We start from the raw sequence: 16,155 nt of genomic DNA, 5'->3' as shown, positions 1-16,155 counted from the left end.
ATGCGGGCGGACTCCGCTGCCCGCGCGCCGCGGTACGCTCCGGGGCATCCGACCACGGGGGCGACATGGTGTCATCGGAGCGACCTCTCGCGCTGCTCAACGACGAGCCGGTGGACTCCACCGGGGGCGACCTGCTGGGCGCGGGCCGCGCCGCCCGGCAGCTCGCCGACCTGCTGATCGCCTCCCGGTCCGCCACCCCGTTCACCCTCGCCGTCGACGCCGGGTGGGGCATGGGCAAGAGCAGCCTGATGCGCCTGGTGGACGCGGAGCTGAGGGCGGCGCCCGAGGTGCACACCGTCTGGTACAACGCCTGGACCTCGACCGGCGCGGACGCCCTGGAAGGGCTGATCAAGTCGGTGCTGATGCGCTTCGACCGGCGGCTGCTGCGCCGGGCCCTGCACCGGGTCTCCGAACAGCGGGCCCTGTTGCGCGTCCTGCGGGCGCTGGCGACCGTCGCGGCCGGCCCGCTCGGCGCCGCCGGGCTGGTCGACGAGCTGTGGAGCAGCATGTCGGCCGACTCCCAGGCCCGTAACGAGATGCGCGACGCGATCCGTGACCTGGCCCAGGAGTGGGCCGAGAACGCGGCCTACTCGCCGCGCCGGATGCTCGTCGTCTTCATCGACGACCTGGACCGCTGCTCCGAGGAGACGGTGCTGGCGGTGTGCGAGGCGGTCAAGGTCTACCTGGACGTGCCGGGGCTGGCGTTCGTCATCGGCTGCGACCGGTCCGTGCTGGGGCCCAGCGGTCTGCTGCGCGATCTGTCGCCGGCCGGCACCGCCTTCATGGAGAAGATCTTCCAGACCAGTTACCGCATCCCGGTGGCCGACGGCCAGGACGTACGGGACTACATCGCGTGGTGCGCCCGCACCGCCGGAATCGAGCAGTTGCTGGACGAGCCCCTGGTCGGCCTGCTCGCCGAGCGCTCGGCCCGCAACCCGCGCCGCATCAAACGGCTGGTCAACGGCTTCGTCCTGGAGGCCACCCTGAACCCGATGTGGGCGGACCACCCGCCGGAGGCGGTGCTGCGCACGTTACTGATCCAGTACTTCTACGCCGACTTCTACCGGATGATGACCAGCCCGCCGGGGGCCGACGACGGCGATGTGGTCGCGGATTTCTGTACGTACCGGCGGGTGCGGACGCTGCTGCGGGCCCCGGAGGCCGTCCCCGAGGAGATGCGGCCGCTGGTGAACACCTACCTGGAGCAGCGTGACGTGACGCCCGACCCGGCGAACCGGCGGGCGGCGCTGGAGCGGCTGGAACGCGAATTGCCCACCGTCTTCCCCGACATGGCCACCGACGCCGCGTTCAACTCGCTGCTCGACGGCCTGCTCGGCCTGCCACGCTCCGACAAACTGGTGCGCAGGCTGCGCGAGGGCGCGCCGACGCTGGTGGCGGCGCCGCAGCGGGAGCCGGACCTCGGGGCCGGGGCGATACCGGACGCGCGGACCGGTGTCGTCGTACGGCACGGGGACGGCTTTCCGGACATCGACCCGCAAGCGCCCCTGGCCGGCCGCACGATCCTCTGGGTCGACGACCGTCCTGAGAACAACGCCTCCCTGGCCGCCTGGTTCCGCCGGGAAGGGGCGACCGTGGAGATCGCCGTGAACTCCGGGGCCGCCGACGCCGCCATCGCCGCCCGGACGCCGTCCCTGATCATCTCCGACATCGCCCGCGGCACGCACGACCGGGCCGGGTTCTCGCATGTGGAGGCGCTGCGCCGGTACGGGCGCTACACCGGCCCCGTCGTCTTCTTCGCCGGCCGGGTCACCCCCGCCCGCCAGGACACCGCCCGTGACCTGGGGGCGCTGGGCGTGGCAGCCGACGCGGACGAGCTGATACGGCTGATCAGAGGCGCGTTCTCCGCACCGCCCGCCCCGCCAGCACATCCGTCCGCCGCCCGTCCTCGATGACGAACCGCCCGTCGATCAGTACGTACGGGATGCCCGTCGGCAGGACGCGCGGCGCGTCGAAAGTCGACCCGGCCGCGACCGTGTCCGGGTCGAAGAGGACCAGGTCGGCGCGGTGACCCTCGCGGACCAGGCCGCGGTCGGGCAGCCGCAGCCGCGCCGCCGGGCGCCCGGTCAGATGCGCCACGCACTCCTCCAGCGACAGCACGCCCAGCTCCCGCGCGTACGTCCCCAGATACCTGGGGAACGTGCCGTACGCCCGCGGGTGCGGCTTGGCGCCCTGGAGGATGCCGTCGCTGCCGCCGGTGTGCACCGGATGGCGCATGATCGCGCGGACGTTCTCCTCATGGCCGACGTGCTGGAGGATCGTCGGGCCGAGCCGGTCCTGGACCAGCAGCCGGCGGGCCGTCGTCCACGGCTCCTCGCCGCGCTCCCGCGCCGATGCGGTGACCGTCCGGCCGACGTAGCCCGCCAGCGCGGGGTCCGAGACACCGGAGATCTCGATGGTGTCCCACTCGATCGGCACGCCGTGGCAGCCGTCCGCGCCCTCGACCTCCATGACGTGCCGGATGCGCTCCGCCGTCGCGTCGTCCCGCAGCCGGGCCAGGATCGCGTCGGGGCCGCCCTCGCTCGCCCAGCTCGGCAGCATGGCGACCAGCGTCGTACAGCCGGGCGTGTACGGGTACGTGTCGAGGGTGATGTCCGCGCCGGACGCCAGGGCCTCGTCGAGCAGGGCGAGGAGTTCGGGGGCGCGGCCCTTGTTCAGGCCGAAGTTCATGGTGGCGTGGGCGAGGTGCAGGGCGCAGCCCGCCTGGCGGGTCAGGCCGACCATCTCCTCGTACGCCTCCAGCGCGCCCGCGCCGTACGAGCGGTGGTGCGGGCAGTAGTAGCCGCCGTAGCGGGCCACGACCCGGCACAGTTCGGTGAGTTCGGCGTCGTCCGCGTACATGCCGGGGGTGTACGTCAGGCCGGAGGACAGCCCGACGGCGCCCTGCTCCAGGCCCTCCGCGACCAGCTGCCGCATCCGGGCCAGCTCGTCGGGCGTGGCCGCGCGGTCCTCCCAGCCGAGCGCCAGCATCCGTACGGTGCCCTGCGGGACGAGGTACGCCGCGTTGACGGCGATGCCCTGACCTTCGAAGCCGTGGTCGAGGCGGTCCAGGTACTCGCCGACCGTGCGCCAGCTGAAGTCGATGTCCGAGCCGTCCCCGTTCCAGCCGGTGATCTGGGCGCGGACCTCGGCGAGCGTACGGTCGTCGACCGGCGCGTACGACAGGCCGTCCTGCCCGATGACTTCGAGGGTGACGCCCTGCGCGGCCTTCGCCGCGTGCGCCGGGTCGCGCAGCAGCGCCAGGTCGCTGTGCGCGTGCATGTCGATGAAGCCGGGGGAGAGGGCCAGGCCCGCGCCGTCCACGACGTGTGCGGCTCCGGGGCGCGGCCCGGAGTCCGTCTCCCGGCGGATCTCGGCGATCCGGCCGCCGTCGAGGGCGACGTCCGCCCGGTAGGAGGGGGTGCCGGAGCCGTCGATGACGCGTACGTCGCGGACCACGGTGTCCATGACCGAACCGCCTTTCCTGTCGAACAAGGGCCGGGGGCCAGGGCCGCGGCGTGCGGCCGTGGCGTACGGCCCCCGCTCCGGCGAAGGGGGGTGCGCCGGAGCGGGGACCTGGCGCGCCCGGGGCAGGGGGATGCCCCCGGCGCTCGGCGCGGGGCTCGGGGGTGGTGCTCCGCGCCGGGATCGTGGGGCCCCGGTGGTACGGGGCCGCGATGGAGGCGCCTCAGAAGAACGTACGGACGTAGTCGACAACCGTGCCGTCCGCCTCGGCCACCGGGATCAGCTGCCACTTGTCGAAGGACGTGCACGGGTGCGAAAGCCCCAGGCCGACCCAGTCGCCGACCTCCAGGGCGTCGCCCCGCTCCGTACGGACCCAGGCGTGCTGGTCGGAGAGCCCGGTGACGGTGACGCCGTCCGCGGCCCGCTCGCTGCCGTCCCGGCCGGACCGTACGACCTGGGCCTGCGGCAGGTCGAGGTCGTACGCCGCGTCCCGCTTGCCCGCGTTCAGGAACGCCTGCTCCGGGGTCGGCCGGGAGACGACCTGTGCCCACAGGCGGAAGGCGGGCCGCAGGGCGCCCTCGTCCGGGACGCGGTTGAAGGGGGTCAGGCGGCGGTAGTGGCCGTCGTCGTGGGAGACGTACGCGCCGGAGCGCAGCAGCTTCAGCAGCGGCCGGGACAGCTCGGGCGCCTCGGCGAAGACCTCGGCGACCGCGTCGAACCAGGCGCTGCCGCCCGCGCTGAGCACGATCTCCTCCAGGTCGGCGAAGCGCCCGGCCCGGTCGAACGCCACGGTCAGCGCGAGGAGGCGGCGCAGCCAGACCGCCACCCGCTCGTGCGTCGCGTCGGGCACCTCGCCCTCGTACCCGGCGATGCCGACCAGGCGCAGGGTGTCCACGCCCGCGACGGCGTCGGCCAGTTCGAAGCACTCGGCGTCGGTACGGACACCGGTCCGCGCGCCCTCGCCCGCGGCCAGTTCGATCACCACGTCCAGCGGGCGGGTGGCGCCCGCCGCGCGCAGGGCGGCGTCCATCAGCTCGATGCCGCGCAGCGAGTCGACGTAGCAGACGCAGCGGAAGCCGGGGTCGGCGTCCAGTTCGGCGGCGAGCCAGCGCAGCGCGACGGCGTCGACGACCTCGTTGGCGAGGAAGATCCGCTGGATGCCGTAGGCGCGGTAGACGCGGGCCTGGTGGGGGACGGCGGCGGTGATGCCCCAGGCGCCGCGGGCGAGCTGGCCGGCGAAGAGCTGCGGCGCCATCGAGGTCTTGCCGTGCGGGGCGAAGGCCAGGCCGTGCCGCTCGGCGTAGCTCTCCAGCAGCGCGAGGTTGTGCTCCAGCGACTCGGCGGACAGGGCGAGGACGGGGGTGGTGAAGCCGCCGGTGAACAGGTTCCGCCGCTCCGCCGCGAGCTCGCCGACGGTACGGCCGTCCGCGTCCGGGGGAAGGCCCTTGAAGCGGTGGTCGACGCGTTCGTCCGCGAGGGTCTTCGCGTGTCGTGCGGCGGTGGCTGCGTCGGCGCCGGACGCGGCACCGGTGGCGGTGCGGTCGGCGTGGGGCGCGGCGGCCATGGGGGCCTCCTCCAGTTCATGTTGCACTGTGTGCAACACCCATTGCGCATATCGCTTACTGCTGTCTAACATCCGAGCCATCGCCGGGTCAATGGTGCGTAACACGTCGCGGAACGGCTCAACGAGCCCGTACGCAAAGGAGTGCAGGAGATCGTGACCACGTCCCAGAACGTCCGCACCGATGGCACCGACCGGAACGTCCGCACCGATGGCACCGACACCACGGACGGCACGGAGCCCGAGGCCCCCGGCACCGACGTCGTCTGCCTCGGCGAATCCATGGTCACCTTCATGCCCACCGAACCCGGGCGGCTCGCCGACGTACCCTTCTTCGAGCGCGGCATCGGCGGCGCCGAGTCCAACGTCGCCTGCGCCCTCGCCCGTACCGGCCACCGCGCCCGCTGGGTCTCCCGGGTCGGCGCGGACGCCTTCGGCGATCACCTGCGCGCGGCCGTCGCCGCCTGCGGCGTGGACGTCTCCCACGTCCAGCGCGATCCGGACCGCCCCACCGGCGTCTACTTCCGTACGGCCGGTGAACGCGCCACCGGTACGCGGACGGCCGCCGGCGAGGCCGAGGTGGCGTACTACCGCGCCGGGTCCGCCGCCTCCGCCCTGTCCCCGGACCTGCTCGACCACGACGTCCTGCGCGACACCCGCGTCCTGCACCTCACCGGCATCACCGCCGCCCTGTCCGACAGCTGCCTCGACGTGCTGCGCACCCTCACCGCACCGTCCCCCGGACGCCCGCTCGTCTCCTTCGACGTCAATTACCGCGTCGGCCTCTGGCGCGACCGCACCGTACGCGGCCCCGAGACGGTCCTCGACCTCGCCCGCCGCTGCGACCTGGTCTTCGTCGGCGAGGACGAGGCCGCGGCCGCCTGGGGCCTGCACGGGCCCGAAGCCCTGCGTGAAGCGCTGCCCGAGCCCGCCGTCCTCGTCGTCAAACAGGGGGCCGACGGAGCCACCGCGTACGCCCGCCGGTCCGACGGCAGCGACACGGTCACCACCGCCCCCGCCCTCGCCGTCGACGTCGTCGCACCCGTCGGCGCGGGCGACGCCTTCGCCGCCGGTTTCCTCTCCGCCACCCTCCGCGGCCTGCCCGTGTACGAGCGGATCCGGCACGGCCACCTCATGGCCGCCGCCTCCCTCACCGTTCCCGGCGACCTCGGCACGCCCCCGTCCCGCGACCTCGCCGACCACCTTGCGGGCCTCGACCCCGCCGCCTGGGGGAGACTTCGACTCGGCCCCGGCTGGACGACCGACGGTGACACACCCACCGACCGCAACGGTGACACCACCAGCCACGGGGTGCACAACCCACGGGTGGAGGTCCGTACACGATGAGTCAGACAGTCGACCGCGCACTGAGCATCCTGCCGCTGCTGGCGGAGGGCCCGGCCAACCTGGAACAGGTGGCCGGCCGCCTCGGCGTGCACAAGTCCACCGCGCTGCGGCTGCTGCGCACGCTCCACGAGCACGGCATGGTCTACCGGCAGGGCGACCAGCGCTACCGCCTCGGCGCCCGGCTCTTCGCGCTCGCCCAGCAGGCCGTGGAGAACCTGGACGTACGCGAGATCGCCCACCCGCACCTGGTCGAGCTGAACGAGAAGTGCGGGCACACGGTGCACCTCGCGGTGTACGAGGAGAACGAGGTCCTCTACATCGACAAGGTGGAGAGCCGCTATCCCGTACGGATGTACTCGCGCATCGGCAAGCCCGTCGCCATCACCGTCGCGGCCGTCGCCAAGCTGCTGCTCGCCGACCTGCCCGAGGCCGAGCGCCGGGCGCTCGCCGAGAAGCTCGACTACCCCCTCTACACGTCCCGTTCGACACCCAACGCCACGGCGTTCCTCGCCGAACTGGCCAAGGTGCGCGAACAGGGCTGGGCCACCGACCTCGGCGGCCACGAGGAGTCCATCAACTGCGTCGGGGCCCCCATCCGCGGCGCGGACGGCCGGGTCGTCGCCGCCATGTCGGTGTCCGCGCCGAACGTGGTCGTCACGGCCGAGGAACTCCTCACCCTGCTTCCGTCGGTACGCCGTACCGCGGACGCCATCAGCCGGGAGTACTCCGGCAACACCCCGCAGAAGGACCAGTAAGGAAGCCTGACCATGACCGAGAAGACCGCCCTCACCCCCGCCACCCACACCACCCCGCCCGCCAAGTTCTCGCACGGCGTGAAGAAGGGCAACATCCTCCAGGTCGCCGGCCAGGTCGGCTTCCTGCCCGCCGTCGAGGGCCAGGCCCCCACCCCGGCCGGCCCCACCCTGCGCGAGCAGACGCTCCAGACCTTCGCCAACGTCAAGGCGATCCTCGAAGAGGGCGGCGCGACCTGGGACGACGTGATGATGATGCGCGTCTACCTCACCGACACCGACCACTTCGCCGAGATGAACGAGATCTACAACGCCTACTTCGAGGCCGAGGGCCTCAAGGAGGCGCCGGCCGCCCGTACCACCGTGTACGTCGGCCTCCCCAAGGGCCTGCTCATCGAGATCGACGCCCTCGCGGTGCTGGGCTGACCGGGACATCCCCTTGCCGTTACCGCTGCTGAACCCGCCGCACGGTGCGGCGCCCCGTCCGACCGGGGCGCCGTGCCGCGGTCCCCCCTGCCTGGAACTTCCCTGTACGACAACGGAGTCATCACATGGTCCACGCTGTCCTCGCTGCCGCGGCCCCCGCCACACCACCGACGCCACCCCACACCGGCGGCCTGCTCGCCCTCATACCGGGCACACCCGGCCTCCTCACGGTCGCCGCCCTGGGCATCCTCCTTCTCCTCTTCCTCATCATCAAAGTCCGCCTCCAACCCTTCGTAGCGCTGCTGGGTGTCTCCATAGCCGTAGGGCTGGCCGCGGGCCTCTCGGTGACCGAACTCTTCGGCACGGTCCAGAAGTCATCCCTTCCCTCCCTCATAGAGAGCGGCATGGGCGGCATCCTCGGCCACGTCGCCATCATCATCGGCCTGGGCACCATGCTCGGCGCGATCCTCGAAGTCTCCGGCGGAGCAGAGGTATTGAGCGCGCGCCTGCTGGGCGTGTTCGGCGAACGCCGGGCGCCGCTGGCGATGGGCCTCACCGGCCTCATCTTCGGCATCCCGGTCTTCTTCGACGTAGGCATCTTCGTCCTGGCCCCCATCGTCTACGCAGCAGCGAAGCGGAGCGGCAAATCCATCCTCCTCTATTGCATGCCGTTGCTCGCCGGCCTCTCGATGACCCACGCGTTCCTGCCGCCCCACCCCGGCCCCGTCGCCGCCGCCGGCCTGTTCAAGGTGGACCTCGGCTGGATCATCCTCATGGGCATCGTCTGCGGCATCCCCGCCGTCCTGGCCGCCTGGGCCTACGCCGCGTGGATCGGCAAGCGGATCTTCGTCCCCGTACCGCAGGACATGGTCGAGGCGGCCGAGGAGGCCCGCGCCGCGGTGATCGCCGAACAGACAGCGGCAGGCGTCGAACCCCACGAGAAGCCGGCCGCCCTGGGCACCGTCCTTACCATCATCGGCACCCCCCTCGTCCTCATCCTCCTCGCCACCTTCTCCTCCATCGCCCTGGCCCCCTCCACCCTCCGCTCGGTCGTCGAGTTCTTCGGCAACCCCTTCGTGGCCCTGACGATCGCCCTGCTCCTCGCGTACTACCTCCTCGGCATCCGCCGCGGCTGGTCCCGCAAGTCCCTGGAAACCGTCTCCACCGCGTCCCTCAAGCCGGTCGGCAACATCCTGCTGGTGGTCGGCGCGGGCGGCATCTTCGGTGCCGTCCTCAAGGGCAGCGGCGTCGCCGACGCCCTCTCCGACACCTTCCACAACGTCGGCCTGCCCGTCATCCTGCTCGCCTGGCTGGTCTCCGTCGTCCTCCGCGTGGCCCAGGGCTCGGCGACCGTGGCCATCGTGACGACCGCCGGCATCGTCCTCCCCCTGGTCGACGGCCAACACCTCTCCCAGCCCCACCTCGCCCTGATCATCATGGCCATCTCGGCCGGCTCGATCTTCGCCTCCCACGTCAACGACGGCGGCTTCTGGATGGTCGCCAAGTACTTCGGAATCTCCGAACGCGACACGCTGAAGTCGTGGACGGTGCTGGAGACGGTGCTGTCGGTGGTGGGGTTCGTGGTGGCGGCGGGGGTGAGTCTGGTGTTCTAGTCCGCGGCACCGTGGACGGCCCGGACGGGACGCGGGCCCTGCTGACGTACAAAGGAGCGCGGGTCGATGCGGCGTCGGGGTCGAAGCCCGAGTACGAGACGGGTGTTGGTGATCCGGAGGCTGTGCGGGCGATGCTCGGTGGGCTCGGTTACGTCGAGGCGATCGCCTTCGCGAAGTACTGCCGGAATTACGAGTTCACCGCGTATGGGCGGCCGATGCTCGCCACGGTGGTGCGGATTCCGGAAATCGGCGGTACATATGTCGAGGTGGAGACTCAGGTCCCGGAGGAGAAGGAGTTGCGGGCGGCTCTGGAGGATGTGCGCGGAGTCCTCGCCGAATTGGGGATTCGGGAAGGTGACCTGACCACCGAGCTGTACACCGACGCCGTCCGGGTGCGGCGTACCGGGGAAGCCTGACGGCACCGGGGCCCGCCGCGCGGCGGGCCCCGGTCACAGGCTCAGGGGCGACGCGCTCAGGCGTCCGGGTTCTTGCCCACCGCGACCTTCTTGATGCGGTTGATCTGGAGTTCGGCGAACTGGGCGTAGGGTTCGTTCGCCGTCAGGTCGGCGGACTGGAGGCGGACCAGGACTCCGCCCAGGCGCAGGAAGACCTCGGTGTGCTCGCCGGTGAAGGCGTCCGTCTCCTCCGCGCCCGCGGAGATCTTCAGCGGCTTCGCGTCGGCGCCGGCCTTGCGGCGCTCCTCCTTGGTCAGGCCCTTCATGGCGACCTTCGCGTCTTCCGGGGTTCTGAAGGAGAAGATGGAGAAGTAGAGGTGCCCGGTCCGCCCGTCCGCGTCGAGCTTGTCCTTGAAGAAATAGGTCGAGCCGTAGCTGACGAAGCCGCCGCAGTTCGTTTCGGTTTCGTCCTGGCATTTGCGCAGGGCCTCTTTCGGTGACGGGAGCCCCGGGCTCCTGCCCTTCCACCCCTGGGGCGCACTGGACTTGCTCACGAGCGCGGCGCTCACCTGGTCCGTGGCCAGCACGATCGGTGCGTTCAGCTGCTGCTCGCCGCCGTGGTCCGTATCTTTTCCGGGCCCGTCGCCGCTGCCGCCACACGCGGTCAGTGACGCCGCGAGCACCGCTCCGGCCACGATCCCCCGTACCGGTCTGAACACTTTCGTCCCCTCTCGGATGATCCAAAGATCAATTGGCATGTACCCAACCGCATAGGTGGGTCACTTGCCAACTCTTCGAGGGGCGGGTCCGCCCGGCGGCTTGTCCGTGCGACGGGGCCCGATCGCCGCCCTCACCCCTTCCGGTCGCGTACGGCCGCGACGATCGTCCCCGCGGTGCCGGCGAGCAGCGGTACGAGGATCGCGGGGGGAAGCCATCCGGGCACGTCCGGGTCGGGCGTGGAGCGCCAGAGCATCGCGCAGCCCGCGAGGATGGAGATACCGATGCAGGCGTTGAGCACCAGCACGGCGCGCGCGATCCGGCGGGCCGAGGCTCGGCTGCCCGGTCTGTTGACCAGGGACGAGGCGGCCCGCGCGGCGGCGAACGGTGCGGCGTCCGCGGTCGGCATCTCATCGCGCGGGGTCAGCCGCAGCATCAGTTCCGCGCAGCCGACGATCATCACCGTCGCTCCCGCGTACGCGAAGACCAGCGCGAAGGCGCTGCCGAACGACTTGTCCGTCCAGGTGTCCACCTGGCCGAGCCCGATGTGCTCCGGTATGTGCTCCGGTAGGTGTGGGTAGCGGAGCGCACCCCAGATCCACAGTGCGAGGAGCAGGACGCCGCTGGGAAGCAGCCAGAGCCGGACCTGTGCGGAAAAGATCGCCATGGGGCAATCATCCGATGCCGGCCGCCGGAGGAGAAGAAGCCGCCGATGCCGCGGCCGGAGCCCGCCCCGCGGCGGGCCCCGGCCACAAGGGGGATCACCTCACCCCGTCTTGCAATACTGCGCCTCCTTGCCGATCGAGCGGTACATGCAGTCGCTGTTCTCCAGGAGTTGGAGCACCGCGTCGCGGTTGCGGGAGGTTTCGCGGGCGATGACGGAGTCGCGCGGATAGAAGCCGCCCGCGCCCGCGGAGGACGGGTACATCTCGAAGGTGTAGGCGAAGATCTTCTGGTTGCCCCAGAGCCAGTCGTCGATGGAGCCGTCGGTGATGTAGAGGTCGCTGGACTGTTCGGGGGTGTAGCCGTTGCTGGCGGCCATGGACTTGCCCACGGCGGCGAACGCGTCGCGGTCGTCCTGGGTCATGCCGGGCGCGGTGTCGCTGTAGGTGTACCCGTAGGGCCACAGGACCAGTTCGCTGTACGTGTGGAAGTCGATGGCGGTCTTGATCTGCTGGACGCCGCCGACGACCCGGCCGCGGACGAAGTTGGTGACGACCTTGACCTCGGGGGCCGAGGCGGCGGACGGGCCGCGGTAGGTCTCCGAGCCGGTGCTGCCCGAGGAGCCGCCGCAGCAGCCCCACTTGAAGTCCCAGTTGCGGTTCAGGTCGGTGCCGACGTTCGCCGAACCGCTGTTGGGCTGGCGGTTCTTGCGCCAGCTGCGGAACGAGCCGGAGGCGATGTCGTACGCGCCGCCGTCCGGGTTCACGTCCGGGATGATCCAGATCTCGCGCGAGTCGAGCATCTTGGTGACGCGCGGATCGCTGCCGTACTTGGACGTGTAGTCGTTGAGCAGGTAGAGCGCCATCTCCACGGTGAGGTGTTCGCGCGCGTGCTGGTGCGCGGTGAAGAGGACCTCGGGTTCCTGCTCGTCCTGGGCGACGTTCTTGCTGAGTTTGAGGGCCAGGATGTCCCGGCCCTCGTAGGACTTGCCGATGACGCGCTTGCTGAGAATGGCCGGGTACTTGGCCACGAGCGCGTTGATCTCGGCGGTGGCCTCGGCGTAGTTGTGGTACTTGCCGTAGCCGGAGGGGAAGTCCTTGACGCGGTCGCCGGTGCCGGACGGCGGTGCGGGCAGGGCCCGCAGGCGGTAGCCCAGCTTGCGTACGAGGGCGGCCTGCGCGGTGTCCGCGGTGATGACGACGGTGCGGCCGTGCACCTCGTCGATGGACACCCCGGTCGAGGCGAGCGCGCTGCGCTGCGCGGCGGTGGCGGGGCCGGTGATCTCGTACTGGCGGGGTGTGCCGGTGTCCGCGGCCGGGGCGCCGGCGGCGGTGTGCGTGGAAGTGCCCTGCAGAGGGGAGTCCTCGGCCTGCGCCGCGAAGGGGGCGGCCAGGGCGAGGGAGACGAGCGCGGTGAGGACGGTGGTCCGTCTGCCGCGTGGTCGTGGTCGTCGCATGGTGTCCTCCGTGGGGGTGTGAGGCGAGCGACGGCGCCAGTGTTCGGGCTTGGCATGCCTCGGTCAATCCCTCTCGTTGACGCAAACACGCCAATTTCACGCCGGTTTCCGGAAGATTCTTGTCAGCGGCCTGTGCCGCACCAACAATGCGCACGACAAGTCCGGCGCCACGCCGGACTCATCAGTGTGAGAGGACCCCCACATGAACAGACCTCTCGTCGGCGCCCTGGCCACGGCCGTCCTGGGCGCCACGGCGCTCGCGGGCACCGCCGGTACGGCCCATGCGACCACGACATCGGACGCGGCGGCCCGGGGAGCAACCCGGACCGCGACGGCGCCACAGCTCCAGGCCGTGGCGCAGGCCGCGGCTCCCAAGGCGAAGGCCGTCACCTTCGCGGGCACGGTCGCGCTCAGCAACTGTTCGGGATCGATCGTCCGGATGCCGAACTCGGCCGACAACGACCCGGCCCTGGTCATGTCGAACGGCCACTGCCTGGAGAGCGGCATGCCCGACCCGGGCGAGGTCGTCGTCGACCAGCCGTCCAGCCGCAGCTTCACCGTGCTCAGCGCCTCGGCCGGCAACCTCGGCACGGTCCGCGCCACCAAGGTCGTCTACGGGACGATGACCGACACCGACGTGTCCTTCTACGAACTCTCCTCCACCTACGCCCAGATAAAGCAGCGCTACGGCATCAAGGCGCTGGACATCGCCACCACCCACCCGGTCAAGGGCGCCGGGATCACCGTCGTGTCCGGTTACTGGAAGAAGACCTATTCCTGCAACATCGACGGCTTCGTGCACCAGTTGAAGGAGGGGGGCTATGTGATGAAGGACTCCGTGCGCTACACCCCCGCCTGCAAGACGATCGGCGGTACGTCCGGGTCGCCGGTCATCGACACCGCCTCCGGCAAGGTCGCCGCCATCAACAACACGGGCAACGAGAACGGCGGCCGCTGCACCATGAACAACCCGTGCGAGGTCGACGAGAACGGCAAGGTCACGGTGCGCAAGGGCATCAACTACGCGCAGGAGATCTACTCCATCCCCAAGTGCTTCGGCACCGGCAACAAGCTGGACCTGGGCCGCGCGGGGTGCGTGCTGCCGAAGCCGTGACGTAGGCGGTAGCGGGATGCGGTAAGGCAGGGAACGTGCGCCGGCCGCGCGGCGCTTCGGGCGCCGCGCGGCCGGTCGGCCCATCGGGCGGCCGGTCACCGTACGTACGGGTCACGGTGGTCACCGTACGTACGGGTCACGGCGTCCACCGCGCGCACGGGTTACGGCAACCCGTGCACGTGCGCCCCCACCTGCCCCGCGAACGCGTTGCCGTTCGCCGCGTCCCAGTTGGTGGACCAGGCCATCGCGCCCCGCAGCCCCGGGTACGTCTTCGACGGCTTGAACGAACCGCAGTTCGCGCCCTTCGTCAGGCAGTCCAGCGCCGCGTTCACCACGGACGGCGCCACGTACCCGCCGCCCGCCGCGCGCGACGACGCCGGTACGCCGATGCCCACCTGCGACGGCGCGAGCCCGCCCTCCAACTGGACGCAGGCGAGCGAGGTGAGGAAGTCCACGGTGCCCTGCGCGTACACCTTGCCGTCGCAGCCGTTCATCGAGCCGCTGTTGTAGTACTGCATATTGACGGCCGTGAGGAAGTCCTTGATCCCCAGGGCCGTCTTGAAGTACTCGTTCTGCGGTGACTGCATGTCGACCGTCTGCGGCGCCATCGTCACGACCACGCCATTGTGCTCGGCGTGCAGGGCCTTGAGCGCCTTCGTCATATAGGTCGAGTTGAGGCCGTTCTCCAGGTCGATGTCGACGCCGTCGAACCCGTACTCGTCCATGAGCTTGCCGACCGAGTCGGCGAAATTCTTCGCGGAGGCGTCGTCGCTGACCGAGACCGCGCCCTTTTCGCCGCCGACCGAGATGATCACCGACTTCCCGGCCGCCTGCTTGGCCTTGATGTCCGCCTTGAACGCGTCGGCCGAGCCGTAGCCGACCGCCGGGTCGAGGTGGAAGCCGACGGCGCCGGGCGTGCCGGTCGCCTCCGCGAAGGACACCGCGATGATGTCGTAGGCGTCGTTCACGTCCTTGAGCTTCTGGACAGTGGCGCCGTTGTCGAAGTTCTGCCAGTAGCCGGTGACGGCGTGCTTCGGTACGGCCGCGGTGCGGGCCACCGTGGGGGAGTGGCCGGTCCGGGATGCGGCGGACGTGGCGGATGTGGCGGCCTCGGACGCGTCGGCGGTGCCGGCCGCGACGACGCCGGCGGCGGTCAGGGCCGCGGCGGCGAGCCCCGCCAGCGCCCGCGCGCCGCGTCGTGCCGTGCGTCCCGGATGTGCTGCTCTTCCTGATCGTGCGCGTACCACTGGTGCCTCCGTGGGGGGAGTTGGGCTTGGTGGTTCTGCTGCGCGTACAGGGGCCCCTGAGCTGCTGTGGTGCTGATGTTGCACGTGGTGCGTCGTGCTGGCGTACAAGGTGGTCCAGACCAATGTCCCTGTCAAGAGGTCGCGCGGAATCCGGGATTCCCCGGGCGCGGGGAAGGGGAAGGCGGAGCCGGGGAAAAGGAGATGCCAAGACGGGGGCGAGTAACCCGGAACGTGTTCTCCGGGGCGGAACTCGTGGATAGGGTGCTGAGCCAACAGCAGTGCCGACAGCGCCAACAGTGCCGACAGCGCCAGCAGCGCAGTGGGGGACGCGACGTGCCGACCGCGATTGCAGTCACCAGCGCCGACCTCGCGCTGCCCGCCACCGACCGGCAGACCCCGGCCGCCGTGGTCGTCCGCCCGCCGCACGCCCAGCCGTTGGACGAGGCGCTGACCGAGCTGGGCGCGGTGCTGGAGCACCACGGCCACCTCGTCGCGCTCTACTCCACCGCCTGCCCGTCCGATCACGTACGCCGCCTGCACACCCTGCGCGCCGTCCTGGAGAGCGACCGGTTCGCGATCGTGCCGATCGACCTGCCGCCGCTCGGCCTCGCCGTACTGGCCCACCAGCTCCGGCAGTTGTCGCTGTGCGACTTCAGCCCCGGCCTGCTGGCCTGCGCGGCCCGCCTGCTGGCCCATTACGTGCACGCCGGCGCCCTGCTGGGCAGCGTGGCCCGGCTCGACCGGGTCACCACCGATCTGCGCTCCCACCTGCGCTCCTGGGTTCCCGGTACGTACTTCGCGGTGCTCGCCAACCCCGAACCGCACCTCGTCCACCTCGACCGGCACGCCGAACGGGCCGCCGACGCGGGCCTGCCCCCGCCCGGCTTCGCCACCCGCCTCGTCCACGCGCGCGGCCAGCTGGCCGGCGACTGGGTCGGCGGCGTCCTGGCCCGCTCCTGGCAGGTTCAGGGCACGTACGAGGTTCCGCTGCCCGCCGAGTCGGCGGCCTGGTGGGGTACGCGCAAACTGGCCGAGTTCGCGGCGGCCATCCCGGATCTCTCGGTGCTCTACCAGCTCGTGGCGTCCGTACGGAGAGAGGAGTGCCGCTGGTGCGGTCTCGAACTCATCGGCGACCGGTGCGCGTTCTGCTGCGCGCCGTCCGCCGCTCCCACTCCGGGCGCGGGCCCGGGCGGCGGGCGCCGTACGAACGGGGCCGCGCGCTCCCTCCCCGGCCCGGACACCGACACGCCCGCCTCCTCCCTGCTGCGGCGCCGCGGCCTGGCCCCGGTCTCCCCGGCCGGCGTCCCCGGGCCGGAGCCGGGCCGGCGGGCAGCCGTACGGGCACGCTGAGCAGCCCCGTAACGGACCCGCGGGTACCGGACCCACCCGTACCCGCCCCACC

The 16,155-nt window shown here is 71.3% G+C and carries 14 protein-coding genes; 8 read left to right on the top strand and 6 right to left on the bottom strand.

Annotation, left to right across the window (positions count from 1 at the left end; all coding sequences use genetic code 11):
* Positions 1 to 65: 65 nt before the first annotated feature.
* Entirely contained in the window at positions 66 to 1,913 is a 1,848-nt protein-coding gene (locus IH45_RS0116970; RefSeq protein ID WP_107058657.1) for a P-loop NTPase fold protein, read from the top strand.
* On the opposite strand, the gene IH45_RS0116965 is transcribed toward IH45_RS0116970, so the two are convergent.
* Both IH45_RS0116965 and IH45_RS0116960 read right to left on the bottom strand, forming a co-directional pair.
* Positions 1,849 to 3,465 carry an N-acyl-D-amino-acid deacylase family protein gene (locus tag IH45_RS0116965; RefSeq protein ID WP_030668218.1) on the bottom strand — a complete coding sequence of 539 codons (1,617 nt, stop codon included), beginning with the start codon at positions 3,463 to 3,465 and terminating at the stop codon, positions 1,849 to 1,851. The genes IH45_RS0116970 and IH45_RS0116965 overlap by 65 nt on opposite strands.
* Before the next feature lie 220 nt (positions 3,466 to 3,685).
* Positions 3,686 to 5,026 (bottom strand): type III PLP-dependent enzyme domain-containing protein, encoded by a 1,341-nt coding sequence (locus tag IH45_RS0116960; protein WP_030668216.1) that lies wholly within the window; start codon positions 5,024 to 5,026, stop codon positions 3,686 to 3,688.
* Between the two features lie 153 nt (positions 5,027 to 5,179).
* Between IH45_RS0116960 and IH45_RS0116955 the strand changes: the two genes are divergently transcribed.
* From IH45_RS0116955 to IH45_RS0116935, 5 genes are all read left to right on the top strand, one after another.
* Complete coding sequence (locus IH45_RS0116955) at positions 5,180 to 6,370, top strand: sugar kinase (RefSeq protein WP_030668214.1); 1,191 nt, start codon at positions 5,180 to 5,182, stop codon at positions 6,368 to 6,370.
* Positions 6,367 to 7,125, top strand: coding sequence for an IclR family transcriptional regulator (locus IH45_RS0116950; RefSeq protein ID WP_030373954.1), 759 nt, complete (start codon positions 6,367 to 6,369; stop codon positions 7,123 to 7,125). Before IH45_RS0116955 ends, IH45_RS0116950 begins: the two co-directional genes overlap by 4 nt.
* Before the next feature lie 12 nt (positions 7,126 to 7,137).
* Positions 7,138 to 7,548, top strand: a complete 411-nt coding sequence (locus tag IH45_RS0116945) for a RidA family protein (protein ID WP_030668212.1) — start codon at positions 7,138 to 7,140, stop codon at positions 7,546 to 7,548.
* 125 nt (positions 7,549 to 7,673) lie between these two features.
* Positions 7,674 to 9,161 (top strand): GntP family permease, encoded by a 1,488-nt coding sequence (locus IH45_RS0116940; protein ID WP_030668211.1) that lies wholly within the window; start codon positions 7,674 to 7,676, stop codon positions 9,159 to 9,161.
* An 11-nt stretch (positions 9,162 to 9,172) separates the two neighbouring features.
* Positions 9,173 to 9,577 carry a class IV adenylate cyclase gene (locus IH45_RS0116935; RefSeq protein WP_324607944.1) on the top strand — a complete coding sequence of 135 codons (405 nt, stop codon included), beginning with the start codon at positions 9,173 to 9,175 and terminating at the stop codon, positions 9,575 to 9,577.
* A 56-nt stretch (positions 9,578 to 9,633) separates the two neighbouring features.
* On the opposite strand, the gene IH45_RS0116930 is transcribed toward IH45_RS0116935, so the two are convergent.
* The 3 genes from IH45_RS0116930 to IH45_RS0116920 form a co-directional block, all read right to left on the bottom strand.
* Positions 9,634 to 10,275, bottom strand: coding sequence for a hypothetical protein (locus tag IH45_RS0116930; RefSeq protein WP_158813124.1), 642 nt, complete (start codon positions 10,273 to 10,275; stop codon positions 9,634 to 9,636).
* Between the two features lie 131 nt (positions 10,276 to 10,406).
* A complete protein-coding gene (locus IH45_RS0116925; RefSeq protein ID WP_030668205.1) occupies positions 10,407 to 10,940 on the bottom strand; it encodes a DUF1648 domain-containing protein in 534 nt (177 codons plus the stop codon).
* Between the two features lie 99 nt (positions 10,941 to 11,039).
* Positions 11,040 to 12,392, bottom strand: a complete 1,353-nt coding sequence (locus IH45_RS0116920; protein WP_030668203.1) for a M14 family metallopeptidase — start codon at positions 12,390 to 12,392, stop codon at positions 11,040 to 11,042.
* A 202-nt stretch (positions 12,393 to 12,594) separates the two neighbouring features.
* Here IH45_RS0116920 and IH45_RS0116915 point away from each other — a divergent pair, with 202 nt between their 5' ends.
* The gene (locus tag IH45_RS0116915) at positions 12,595 to 13,506 is read left to right on the top strand and encodes a S1 family peptidase (protein WP_030668201.1); all 912 of its coding nucleotides are present in this window, start codon (positions 12,595 to 12,597) and stop codon (positions 13,504 to 13,506) included.
* 161 nt (positions 13,507 to 13,667) lie between these two features.
* Here IH45_RS0116915 and IH45_RS0116910 read toward each other — a convergent pair whose 3' ends face one another.
* Positions 13,668 to 14,753 (bottom strand): chitinase, encoded by a 1,086-nt coding sequence (locus IH45_RS0116910; protein WP_050514915.1) that lies wholly within the window; start codon positions 14,751 to 14,753, stop codon positions 13,668 to 13,670.
* 333 nt (positions 14,754 to 15,086) lie between these two features.
* Between IH45_RS0116910 and IH45_RS0116905 the strand changes: the two genes are divergently transcribed.
* The gene (locus IH45_RS0116905) at positions 15,087 to 16,103 is read left to right on the top strand and encodes a hypothetical protein (RefSeq protein WP_234440569.1); all 1,017 of its coding nucleotides are present in this window, start codon (positions 15,087 to 15,089) and stop codon (positions 16,101 to 16,103) included.
* Positions 16,104 to 16,155 lie beyond the last annotated feature (52 nt).

The sequence above is a fragment of the Streptomyces rimosus subsp. rimosus genome (assembly GCF_000720725.1).
In the GTDB taxonomy this organism is placed as follows: Bacteria; Actinomycetota; Actinomycetes; order Streptomycetales; family Streptomycetaceae; genus Streptomyces; species Streptomyces rimosus_A.
The sequence above is the reverse complement of the archived record's forward strand: the minus strand, read 5'-3'. Positions and strand labels throughout refer to the sequence as shown.